Raw genomic sequence first — 12,159 nt, forward strand, 5'->3', positions numbered from 1 at the left:
CGACGGAGTCGCGGCATATACAGAGTCACGCGTCCTCCCGGATCCACACCGTCATCGGTCCGACCGTCCGGTTCGCCCACGCGTAATAGGGGATCGCTGTCAACGGTCCGTCCCGTCCCGGGACCTCGATGGTTGTCACGCCGCCGAGTAGGTCGGGCTGCTCGCGTTCGACGAGCTCGCCCGCGACGACGGCCGTCTCGTCGAGGACGACGTCCTGGTCCTGTTGCTCGAAGCAGTACACCAACGGGCCGCGTTCGATCGCGACACAGCCACGCACCGAGTCGATCCGATCGTCCGGCGTCGTACGGCGGGCCGCGACCGGCAACTCCAGCACGACCTCGTCGCCGACCGACCACACTCGCCGCAGCGGTCCTTCGTGCCCGTTGACGGTCAGCCGGTGACTGTCGGCCCACGCCGGGATCCGAAGCCCCAGCGTCCACGGCGCGTCCGGCGCCGCCGTGATCCGCACCCGCACGGTCCCGTGCCACGGGTAGTCGGTCTGTACCTCGAACCCGACTCGCCCGATCGGCAGGTCCGCAGTCACCGAGGCCGGCGCATAGAGCTGTACCTGGACGCCGTCGTCGTCCGACGTCGCGATCAGCTGATCCAGCGACGACAGCGTCCGCATCACGTTCGGCGGGCAGCACGCGGTCCCGAACCAGGGCTGCCGTCCACCAACCGCGGAACGCTGGTCGTCCGCGAAGGCGTTGTTCCGCACCTTCAACGCGTTCACGTAGAAGAACCGGTCGCCGGCGAGCGAGACGCCCGAGATCACCGAGTTGTACAGCGTCCGCTCGATCAGGTCGGCGTACTTGCTCTCACCCGTCGCGAGCAGCAGCCGCCAGCTCCACTGCACGCTGGCGATCGCCGCGCAGGTCTCGCAGTACGCCGCATCCGGTGGCAACTCGAACGGGTCGCCGAACGCCTCGCCGTACCACCGGGCGCCGACGCCACCGGTCAGATACGTCTGACTCTCGACCATCGTCGACCACGTCGCCCGCAACGCGTCGAGCAGCTCAACGTCCCCGGTCTCCACCGCGACATCGGTCGCGCCGGCCGCGAGGTACAGCGCCCGGACCGCGTGACCGGCGATCGTCCGCACCTCGCGGACCGGCAGGTGATCCTGGAAGTACGCCGGTCCGTGGTGACCCGGGACCGTGAGCATCCCGTGCCCGCGGGCCTCGACGAAGTACGCGGCCAGCTCGAGGTACGCCGCGGTTCCGCTCTCGCGATAGAGATCGACGAGCGCCATCTCGATCAGTGGGTGCCCGTCGACACCTTCCAACCGGCCCGGCCCGAAGGTCTTGCACAGATGGTCGGCGAGCCGGCACGCGACGTCGAGCAGGATGCGATCCCCAGTTGTCCGCACCTGCGCGACGGCTGCTTGCAACAGATGGCCGGCGCAGTAGAGCTCGTGGCCCTTCTCCAGGTCGCCGTACCGCCGGCCGTCGAGTGCGAGCGTGGTGTAGGTGTTCAGGTAGCCGTCGGCCTCTTGCGCCGCGGCGACCAGCGCGCTGCCGCCGGACTGCCAGGAAGCGAGTTGGTCCGAACGCCCGCGGGCCTGTTCCCAGGCGACCGCCTCGAGCCACTTGTAGACGTCGGTGTCGGCGAAGAGCTTGCCCTCGAATCCGGTGACCGGTTCCTGCCCGGACGCCTGGCGGAAGTTCCGCAGGGTGCCGACCTCCTCGAGCCGCCGGGCGGCCGCCGGAATGGTCGTCTCCCGGTTGATCCGCTGGCGGTTCGACCAGAAGCCACCGGTGAGCTGGGAGCTGCCGAGGGGGAGTGGGCGCAAAGGCATGGAGGCAAGGTAACCATCGCCTGCGAGGTCGGGGCAAGAGTTCAGTGCAAACGATTGCGGCCTGGGAAACCGCTGTGTGCAAACGATTGCAATTTATCGGCGTCACGCCCTTGACATCGGCTCGTAACCTCCGTGACCATGAGGGCCGTCGTTCCATTCGGAGTTGACTAGATATTCAGTGAGACTGCGCACCTCAGCAGCCGCCCCCTGCCGAAAGCGAGGCATGGCCGATGACCAATCCCTCCCCGGACACCGCGTCCGCCGCAGAGCCGCCCCAGATCTCGACGACACCGCCCGGCTGGTCCCGGCGTGGTTTCGTCGGAACCACCGCGGCCGCCATCGGCGTCGCGTCGCTGGGTATCACGCCGACCGCGAGTGCGACGAGCACCGCCGGCCGGACCGCGAACGACGACCAGCTGCCGGCCTTCCCCGGCGCCGAAGGTGCCGGTAAGTGGGCCAAGGGCGGCCGCGGCGGGTCCGTCTACGAGGTGACCACGCTGGCCGATTCCGGACCCGGATCGCTGCGCGACGCTGTCTCCGGTTCGGACCGGACGATCGTGTTCCGGGTCTCCGGCACGATCCAGCTGGAGACAGGCCTGCTGATCGCCGGCAGCAACCTGACCATCGCCGGCCAGACCGCGCCTGGTGGCGGGATCTGCGTGGCGGGGCACAGCACGAACATCAAGGGCAGCGCGCACGACATCGTGATCCGCTACCTGCGCTTCCGGCTCGGCGACGAGAACGAGATCGCTGACGACTCGTTCAACACCAACGTCCCCGGCTCGGTCAGCCCCGAGATCCGCAACCTGATCATCGACCACTGCTCGTTCAGCTGGGCGGTCGACGAGTGCCTGTCGCCGTACGGGAACTACGACGTCACCGTGCAGTGGTGCATCGTGTCGGAGGGCCTCGCGCTGTCCGCGCACCCGAAGAACCGGCACGGGTACGGCGGCATCTGGGGTGGTGAGCGCAACACCTACCACCACAACCTGATCGCCCACGAGGGCGGCCGGAACCCGCGGTTCGGCTACACCGAAGGCATCACGCTCGAGGTCGACCACTACAACAACGTGATCTACGACTACGGGTACACGTCGCTGTACGGCGGCGAGTGGGCCAACGGCATCAACATCATGAACAACTTCTACAAGCCGGGCCCGACCACCCAGGACGAGGTCGCGCCGGTCGTGCTGAGCGCGAACCGCGGCGGCCAGTGGTACGTCGCCGGCAACCAGGTCGAGGGCTATCCGGACGTCACCGCGCACAACCGCAAGGGCATCCGCTACCCGATCGGCGGCATCGTCGAGCTGACCCAGCCGCACTCGATCCCGGGCCGCGGCGACCTCCAGGCGCCGAACAAGGCGTACGACGCGGTGCTCGCCGGCGCGGGTGCGATCCTGCCGAAGCGGGACGCGGCCGACGCCCGGGTGATCGCGGAGGTGCGCAACGGCACCGGCCGGCTGATCAACTCGCAGAAGGACGTCGGCGGCTACCCGGATCTCGTCCAGGCAGAGGCGCCGGTCGACTCCGACCACGACGGCATCCCGGACTGGTGGGAGAAGGCGAACGGCCTCGACCCCAACGACCCGTCCGACGCGCAGAAGATCGCCCCGAACGGCTACACGTACCTCGAGAACTACCTGAACTCGCTGGTCCCGGACCCGGTCGGCAACCCGACGGTCGCGATCAGCAGCCCCGCGCAGAACCAGACGATCCCGGGCCGGACGGCGCCGACCGTCACGGTGAAGGCCGATGCGGCCGCCGCGAAGGGCGGCCGGCTCGCGAAGGTCGAGTTCTACTCCGGGGACCAGCTGATCGGCAGCGCGACGAGTGCGCCGTACCAGGTCCAGTGGAAGAATGTTGCCGACGGCTCCTACTGGCTCACCGCACGGGCGACCGACCAGAACGGTACGTCGACGCAGTCGACCGCCGTCCAGGTCCACGTCAACCGGCAGACCGGTACGTCGGCCTGGACCTCGACCGCGGTCGGCAAGCCCCCGGTCCCGGGCTCCGGCAACCTGGAGAACGGCGTCCTGACGATCAAGGGCTCCGGCCGGATCTACGGGCGGAACAGCAACTTCCACTACGTGTACCGCAAGCTCCAGGTCGGCGGTGCCGGTGCGGTCTCGCAGATCACCGCGCGGCTGGACAAGATCAGCAAGGTCGCGAACGGCCTGACCGCGGGCGTGATGATCCGCGACAGCCTCGACCCGGCCGCGCCGTACATGTACGGCGGCATCGGGTACGGCGTCGCCGGTGGGTACGGCACCGTCAACGACAACGCGAGCGCCGCGCCGACCGCCACCGACGACGGCGGTATGAAGGCGCAGGCGATCCGGATCCAGACCGACGGCACCGTGCCGAGCGTCGGCCCGTGGCCGTGGGACGGGACGTACCTGGACCACACGAAGGTCTACTGGCTGCGGCTGCTCCGGCGCGAGCGCCCGCAGTTCGGGGACGTCGAGTTCGAGGCGTTCATCTCTACGGATCAGGTCAAGTGGGACCGCTTCGGCTACGAGAAGCTCGTGATGCCGAGCCGGACCTTCTACATCGGTTTCGCCGTCGACGGCGGCCAGATCGACAACGGTCTCGTCGACTACGGGACGGCGCAGTTCAGCAACATCACGCTCGAGCAGCAGTGAGGTAGACATGTCTGAAAGCACCATCAACCGTAGGCGCCTGCTGCAGGGCGGTCTCGGACTCCTGGCGGTCGCGACCATCCCCGGCTGCGGTTTCTTCGACACCAAGCCGGCCGGGTCCGGCGCACAGGCCGCGGCGGCCGGCGAGAAGGAATCGCCGCTGCTGAAAGCCCTGGTGGACAAGGGCTCGCTGCCTCCGCTGGCGGACCGGTTGCCGAAGAACCCGCCCGTGATCAAGCCCCTGGAGGGCAAGGCGCAGTACGGCGGCACCTGGCGCTCGGCGATGCTGACCCAGGAAGACACCCAGTGGCTGTGGTACGCGATGAACTACGAGCCGCTGGTCCGCTGGAAGCCGGACAAGACCGGCAAGCCCGGGTACGACGAGATGGAGTCGAACACCGCCGAGTTCACGGTCGATGCCGAGAGCAAGGTGTTCACCTTCAAGCTCCGCGAGGGCCTGAAGTGGTCGGACGGCAAGCCGTGTACCGCGGACGACATGCTGTTCACGATCCTCGAGGTGCAGTGCGACGAAGGTCTGCACCCGGACGGGATCTACGACGCGTTCCTGTCGCCGGACACCGAGAAGCTGGCGAAGGTCGAGAAGACCGACGAGCGCACGGTCACGATCACCTACACCGCGCCGCAGCCGTCGCTTCTCGGCCAGATCGCCGACGGCATCTTCCTGCGCGAGGGTGCCTACGGGATGGTGCTGCCGAAGCACTACTTCCGGCAGTTCCACCTGAAGTACAACAAGTCCGCGAACGCGCTGGCGAAGAAGGCCGGCGTCGGCAGCTGGACGGACCTGTTCACCCAGAAGCAGAACCCGTGGACGAACCCGGAGCAGCCGACGCTGGCGCCGTGGAAGGTGACCACCGGGCTCGGCAAGGGCTCCGCGGTCACCCTGACCCGGAACCCGTACTACTGGAAGGTCGACGACGCCGGCCGCCAGCTGCCCTACATCGACAACTGCCGCATCGAGGTCGTCCAGGACGCCCAGGTCGAGCTGCTGAAGGTGATGAACGGCGAGTTCGGCATGCAGTACCGGAACTTCGGTACGCCGCAGAACAAGCCGGTCGTCGCGCAGAACCGGCAGAAGGGCAACTACAAGATCATCGAGGTGCCGACGCAGCTCACCAACACGATGGTCATCGGCCTGAACCTGACGCACAAGGACGCGACCAAGCGCGCGTTGTTCTCGAACAAGGAGTTCCGGACCGGTCTGTCGCTGGCGATCAACCGCAAGGAGGTCATCGACGCGGTGTACGCCGGCCAGGGTGAACCGTGGCAGGGTGCTCCGCCGAAGGACTCGCCGTACTACAACGAACAGCTGGCCACCCAGTTCGTGGAGTTCGACGCCGCGAAGGCCAACCAGCACCTGGACGCGGCCGGTCTGACCAAGAAGTCGGCGGACGGCAAGCGGCTCGGCGCCGACGGCAAGCCGGTGTCGGTCACGGTGCTCGTCAGCGAGTCGTTCCCCGACCACGTCGAGGCGATCGAGTTCATCAAGAAGCGCTGGGCCGCGGTCGGGATCGAGCTCCGCGCCCAGCCGGTCAGCGAGGACCTCTACAAGGAACGGGTCAAGGGCAACGACCACGACGCCGGCACCTGGACCTGCGGCACGTTCGTCCTCCCGACCGGTACCGGTGGTGACCACTACTGGGTGCCGACCAATGACGGCAGTGCGCGGTACGGGATCGGCTGGGCGCAGTGGTACCAGTCGAAGGGCGAGAAGGGGATGAAGCCGCCGGCCGAGGTACAGAAGCAGCTCGAGCTGTTCACCAAGGCGCGGCAGGAGCCGGACCCGGACAAGACCCTGGACCTCGGCAAGCAGGTGCTGCAGATCGCGGCCGACCAGTTCTACTACATCGGGATCAGCTCGGTTCCGAACACCTACGGTGTGGTGAAGAACGACTTCCACAACGTGCCGTCGGAGATGAACGAGTCGGTGGCGCCGGGCATCGTGCACCCCGAACAGTTCTCGATGGAGCAGTAGCCGATGCTGCGCTTCGTGGCCCGGCGGCTGGTCTGGATGTTCATCACGCTGGCGGCGATCTCGTTCGTCACCTTCGTGGTCATCAAGCTGCCGCCGGGCGACTACACCACCACGGTGATCGCGAACGCCGAGGCGCGCGGTCAGGACATCCCGGACTCGCAGATCGCCGAGCTCAAGCGGCACTACGGTCTCGACAAGCCGTTCATGGTCCAGTACCTGACGTGGATCGGGGGCGTCGTCCTGCACGGCGACCTCGGTCAGTCGTTCGCCTGGAACCAGTCGGTATCCAGTCTGATAGGCAGCCGGGTACTGCTGTCGATGCTGCTGTCGGTGGCCAGCCTGTTGTTCGTCTGGGCGATCGCGTTCCCAATAGGCATCTACAGCGCACTGCGGCAGTACTCCACCGGCGACTACCTGGCCTCGTTCCTCGGCTTCATCGGAATGGCCGTCCCGGAGTTCATGCTCGCGCTGGTGATGATGTACGTCGGCTTCCGGTACTTCGGCCAGAGCGTCGGCGGACTGTTCTCACCGGAGTACGCCGACGCGGCCTGGAACCTGGGCAAGCTCATCGACCTGATATCGCACCTGTGGATCCCGATCGTGGTGGTCGGGGTCGCCGGTACGGCGGGACTGATCCGGATCACCCGGGCCAACCTGCTCGACGAGCTCCACAAACCGTACGTCGCGACCGCCCGCGCCAAGGGACTGCCGGAGTGGAAGCTGCTGCTCAAGTACCCGGTCCGGATGTCGCTCAGCCCGTTCTTCAGCACGGTCGGCTGGCTACTGCCCGGCCTGATCAGCGGCGAGACGATCGTGTCGGTCGTGATGAGCCTGCCGACCAGCGGTCCGCTGCTGCTCGGGGCGGTGAAGAGCCAGGACATGTACCTGGTCGGCAGCTTCGTTCTGATCCTCAGCACGCTGACGGTGATCGGCACGATGCTCAGCGACCTCGCACTGGCCTGGTGGGATCCGCGGATCCGCACCCGGTTCCAGAAGGGATAGATCCAGATGGTCCAGCAGACCGAGACGATCGCACCCGAAAGACCGCCGGGCACCTCGCCGGAGGCACCCGGGGAGGTGGTGAAGAGTCTTCGCGATCACGGCGCGCTGCCGCAGTGGCGGTTGATGTGGCGGCAGTTCCGCCGGCACCGGCTGGCGCTGATCGGCCTGATCGTGCTGATCCCGATCTACTTCATCGCGATCTTCGCGGGGTTCTTCGCCCCGTCGAGCGCCGACACCGCGCACACCGCGCTGCCGTACGCCCCGCCACAGCGGGTGCACATCGACAGCGAGCACGGGATGTTCGTGTACGGGTACTCCTCGACGCGCGACCAGGAGACCTTCGAGCAGACCTTCACCGTCGACAAGTCCAAGATCGTCGACGTCGGGTGGTTCGTGCGCGGCGACGAGTACTCGATCCTCGGGCCGCTCAAGTCCGACATCCACCTGATCGGACCGACCACGGCCGGCGAACCGTTCTTCCTCGTCGGTGCCGACCAGTCCGGCCGGGACCTGCTGTCGCGGCTGATCCACGGTGCCCGGGTATCGCTGTCGATCGGACTGGTCGGGGTGTTCGCGAGCTTCCTGCTCGGCATGCTGATCGGTGGTATCTCCGGCTATCTGGGTGGCACGGTCGACAACATCATCCAGCGGATCATCGAGTTCATCATGTCGATCCCGACGCTGCCGCTGTGGATGGCGTTGTCGGCGGCCCTGCCCGGCAGTTGGGGACCACTGACGAGGTACTTCGCGATCACGGTGATCCTGTCGCTGATCGGCTGGACCGGTCTGGCGCGGGACGTCCGCGGCCGGTTCCTCAGCCTGCGCGAAGAGGACTTCGTGATGGCGGCCCGGTTGGACGGGGTCGGCCGGACCGGGATCATCTTCGGCCACATGGTGCCGTCGTTCGCCAGCCACATCATCGCGTCGGTGTCGATGGCGGTGCCGCGGATGATCCTCGGCGAGACCAGCCTGTCGTTCCTCGGTCTCGGTCTGCAGCCGCCGGCCGTCAGCTGGGGTGTGCTGCTCGAGGGCGCGCAGAACGTCCGCGCGGTCGCCACCGCCCCCTGGCTGCTGACCCCGGGCCTCGCGGTCGTGGTCGTCGTACTCGCCATGAACTTCGTCGGTGACGGTCTGCGGGACGCCGCCGACCCGTACAAGTGAGGACCTGACATGCAACCTCTCCTGGAAGTGCGCGAGCTCAGGACCCACTTCGAGCTCGGCGACGGTGTGGTCAAGGCCGTGGACGGCGTCAGCCTGACGGTCCAGCGCGGCCGGACACTGGCCGTGGTCGGCGAGTCCGGGTGCGGTAAGAGCGTCACCGCGCGGTCGATCCTGCGGCTGGTCGAACGGCCGGCCCGGATCGTCGGCGGCGAGATCCTGCTGCATGACGACGAGCCGGGCAAGGAACCGCTGGACCTGCTGGCCGCGAAGGACAAGCGGCTGCGCAAGGTCCGCTGGGCCGATATCGCGATGGTGTTCCAGGAACCGATGGCGTCACTGAGCCTGGTGCACACCATCGGGGACCAGATCATCGAGGCGGTCCGGCTGCACGAGAACCTGAGCAAGCAGGCCGCCCGGGAACGGGCGATCGAGATGCTCGACCGGGTCGGCATCCCGGACCCCAAGCGCCGGGTGGACTCGTACCCGTTCCAGCTCAGTGGTGGCATGCGGCAACGAGCCATGATCGCGATGGCGCTGTCCTGCCAGCCGCGGCTGCTGATCGCGGACGAGCCGACCACCGCGCTGGACGTCACCACACAGGCGCAGATCCTCGACCTGCTGCAGGATCTCCAGGAGGAGCTGGGGATGGCGATCATGCTGATCACCCACGACCTCGGGGTCGCCGCGCAGGTCGCCGACGAGGTCGCGGTGATGTACCTCGGCGAAGTCGTCGAGCAGGGACCCGCGTCCGCCGTACTGAGTGCGCCCAAGCATCCGTACACGCAGGCGCTGGTGCGGTCGGTGCCGCGACTGGGACAACAGGGTCAGGACCGACTCGTCGCGGTACGGGGGACTGTGCCGCCGCCGTACGAGCGGCCGTCGGGGTGCCGGTTCCATCCGCGCTGCGACGCGTTCATGGCCGGGAAGTGCGACCAGATCGTGCCGGCCCGCGTCCGCAGCGACGAGATCGATGTGGCCTGCCTGCTGTACGGCGAGGAGAACTGATGAGCCTGCTGGAAACCAAGGGTCTGACGATGCACTTCCCGCTCGAGGGAGGGTTGCTCGGGCGGAACCGTGGGTATGTGAAGGCCGTCGATGGGGTCGATCTGTCGATCCGGGCCGGCCGGACGCTCGGTCTGGTCGGTGAGTCGGGCTGCGGCAAGACGACCCTCGGCCGGTGCATCGTGCGGGCGTACGAGCCGACGTCGGGCAGCATCATGTTCGACGGCGTCGACCTGGCGTCGCTGTCCGAGAAGCAGCTGAAGCCGTACCGCGCGCAGGTCCGGCTGATCTTCCAGGACCCGCACTCCTCGCTTGACCCGCGCAAGACGCTGCGCGACATCATCGCCGAGCCGCTGAAGGTCCAGGAGGCCGGTTCGCGCGACGAGATCGACGACAAGGTCGCCGCGCTGCTGCGGCGCGTGGGGCTGCGGGCGGAGTACGCGCACCGCTACCCGCACGCGTTCAGCGGTGGCGAGCGGCAGCGGGTCGTGATCGCCCGGGCGCTCGCCACCAACCCGCGGTTGGTAGTCGCCGACGAGGCGGTCAGTGCGCTCGACGTCTCGGTCCGGGCGCAGATCCTCAACCTCCTGCGCGATCTGCAGGAGGAGTCCGGCCTCACCTACCTGTTCGTCTCTCACGACCTCGGCATCGTCGAGCACATCGCCGACGACGTCGCGGTGATGTACGTCGGCAAGCTCGTCGAGAGCGCGTCGACCGAAGAGCTCTACTCCAAGCCACTGCACCCGTACACCGAGGCGCTGCTGAGCGCCGTACCGGATCCCGACCCCGCCACCCGCGGGCAGCGCGAGCGGATCAAGCTCCGCGGTGAGATCGCGGACCCGTCCAAGGTGCCGGCCGGGTGCCCGTTCCATCCCCGGTGCGGGTACGCCGAAGCCCGGTGTGCGAGCGAAGTCCCGCAGCTGCGGGAGATCAGGGGCCGCAAAGTCGCGTGCCACCTGGCCGAGCAGCTGGATCTGAAGGGTGTCCTCACGGCCACCACCGCCCCGTAGGAAAGGTCCACCATGTCTGAATCGTCCGAAGGAAACATGTCCCGTCGTGGCCTGTTACGCAACGGCGCCCTGATCGGCGGCCTGGCCGCGTTCGGTGGCGCGCTGCAGGCGGCTCCCGCGAACGCCGCGACCACCAGCTCGACCAGCGCCGTCCCGCGCGCGACCGCGCAGTCCGCGGCCGGAGTCGTCGACATCCCGAACAAGTACAACGTGCCGTTCTCGGTGGCCGACGACGAGCTGTTCGTCTTCGCCGCCAACTTCAAGCCGTTCGAGCTCGGCGGCAACGACAGCGGCCGCGAGGCGCACCGGTACTTCGACTCCGTGTTCGGTGACGCGATCCGGGCGAAGTTCCCGAACATCAAGGTGAAGTACGCGACCTGGGACTACCCGGTCCGCTACGAGGACCTCGCGAAGGCCGGCCGGGTGCCGGACCTGATCCTGGAGGACCCGCGGCTGCGGATCGACCGGGACCTCGAGCCGCTCGGCTGGACCCAGGACATCACCGCCGCCGTCCAGGGCGCCGGCATCGACCTGTCGACGCTGAACCTCGGCTCGGTCGAGCAGATCAAGTCCCGCTCCGACGGCGGCCTGTACGGCGTCCCGCTGTGGATCGACGAGAGCCTGCTGTTCTACAACAAGCTGATCTTCGACAAGTTCGGCGTCAAGTACCCGACGGCCGGCTCGACGTACGACGACGTCTACAAGATCGCCCAGAAGCTGACCCGGCAGGACGGGATCGACCACTACAAGGGCTACATGCAGCACCCGGACAACTACCTCGCGATGAACCAGCTCGGGCTCTACCCGTTCGTGCCCGGCGACAGCGAGCAGCCCAAGCCCGAGGACGTGAAGGTCAACCTGACCAGCGCGGACTGGAAGACCATCGCGAACAACATGTACCGGTTCCTGATGATCCCGCGGAACAACTTCACCACGGTGGACGACTTCTTCAAGGGTGACATGAGCTTCCCGGGTCACCTGGCGATGGCGGTGAACAACCTCTCGAAGCTGAACGCGTACGCCCTCAGCTCGTACTACATCGAGGAGGACGACGCCGCGCAGTACGCCGAGTGGGCGAAGAGCGTGAAGATCGGGGTCACCTCGATGCCGGTGCTGTCCCGCGGCTCGAAGACGATCTACCAGCCGGACACCCGGGCGGCGTTCATCCCGCCGCAGTCCAAGCACCAGGACCAGGCGCTCGAGGTCGTCAAGTACCTGGTGTCGGAGGAGATGCAGAGCCGCATCTCGTCGTACGGCATGAAGGCGGTACTGAAGACCGACGCCACGGTGAAGGCCTTCGGCAAGTCGATCCCGGAGCTCGCGGCCATCGACACCTCGGCCGTGTACTGGGGCGACAACGCGGTGATCAAGAACTACCAGAACACCGAGTACTGGGACATCCCGCTGTACAAGGTGTTCCGGCAGCACGTGCTCAAGGACGGCATGGACGTCGACTCGTCGCTGCAGGTCGCGGAGCAGGTCGACATCCCCGACTACATCAAGGCGCAGGTCGCCCGCGGGCTGACCTGGTGACCGCAGAGGTGAAGGCGACAT

8 protein-coding genes are annotated in these 12,159 nt (G+C 67.3%); 7 read left to right on the top strand and 1 reads right to left on the bottom strand.

Going from position 1 to position 12,159, the window contains the following annotated elements; translation table 11 throughout:
* Positions 1–25: 25 nt before the first annotated feature.
* On the bottom strand, positions 26–1,798 hold the full coding sequence (locus tag ACWGID_RS25540; RefSeq protein ID WP_452200568.1) for a glycoside hydrolase family 127 protein: 1,773 nt from the start codon (positions 1,796–1,798) through the stop codon (positions 26–28).
* A gap of 230 nt (positions 1,799–2,028) precedes the next feature.
* Here ACWGID_RS25540 and ACWGID_RS25545 point away from each other — a divergent pair, with 230 nt between their 5' ends.
* Genes ACWGID_RS25545 through ACWGID_RS25575 form a run of 7 tightly spaced genes read left to right on the top strand, consistent with a single transcriptional unit; the run spans position 2,029 to position 12,138 of the window.
* Positions 2,029–4,440 (top strand): Ig-like domain-containing protein, encoded by a 2,412-nt coding sequence (locus ACWGID_RS25545; RefSeq protein WP_452200570.1) that lies wholly within the window; start codon positions 2,029–2,031, stop codon positions 4,438–4,440.
* 7 nt (positions 4,441–4,447) lie between these two features.
* On the top strand, positions 4,448–6,430 hold the full coding sequence (locus tag ACWGID_RS25550) for an ABC transporter substrate-binding protein (RefSeq protein WP_452200572.1): 1,983 nt from the start codon (positions 4,448–4,450) through the stop codon (positions 6,428–6,430).
* Between the two features lie 3 nt (positions 6,431–6,433).
* The gene (locus ACWGID_RS25555; RefSeq protein WP_452200574.1) at positions 6,434–7,432 is read left to right on the top strand and encodes an ABC transporter permease; all 999 of its coding nucleotides are present in this window, start codon (positions 6,434–6,436) and stop codon (positions 7,430–7,432) included.
* A 6-nt stretch (positions 7,433–7,438) separates the two neighbouring features.
* Positions 7,439–8,593, top strand: coding sequence for an ABC transporter permease (locus tag ACWGID_RS25560; protein ID WP_452200576.1), 1,155 nt, complete (start codon positions 7,439–7,441; stop codon positions 8,591–8,593).
* Positions 8,594–8,602: 9 nt separating this feature from the next.
* Positions 8,603–9,598, top strand: a complete 996-nt coding sequence (locus tag ACWGID_RS25565; protein ID WP_452200578.1) for an ABC transporter ATP-binding protein — start codon at positions 8,603–8,605, stop codon at positions 9,596–9,598.
* A complete protein-coding gene (locus tag ACWGID_RS25570) occupies positions 9,598–10,605 on the top strand; it encodes an ABC transporter ATP-binding protein (protein ID WP_452200580.1) in 1,008 nt (335 codons plus the stop codon). The genes ACWGID_RS25565 and ACWGID_RS25570 overlap by 1 nt, the downstream gene beginning before the upstream one ends.
* 12 nt (positions 10,606–10,617) lie before the next feature.
* The gene (locus ACWGID_RS25575) at positions 10,618–12,138 is read left to right on the top strand and encodes an ABC transporter substrate-binding protein (protein ID WP_452200582.1); all 1,521 of its coding nucleotides are present in this window, start codon (positions 10,618–10,620) and stop codon (positions 12,136–12,138) included.
* Positions 12,139–12,159: the final 21 nt, after the last annotated feature.

It is taken from the genome of Kribbella sp. NPDC054772 (genome assembly GCF_053611945.1).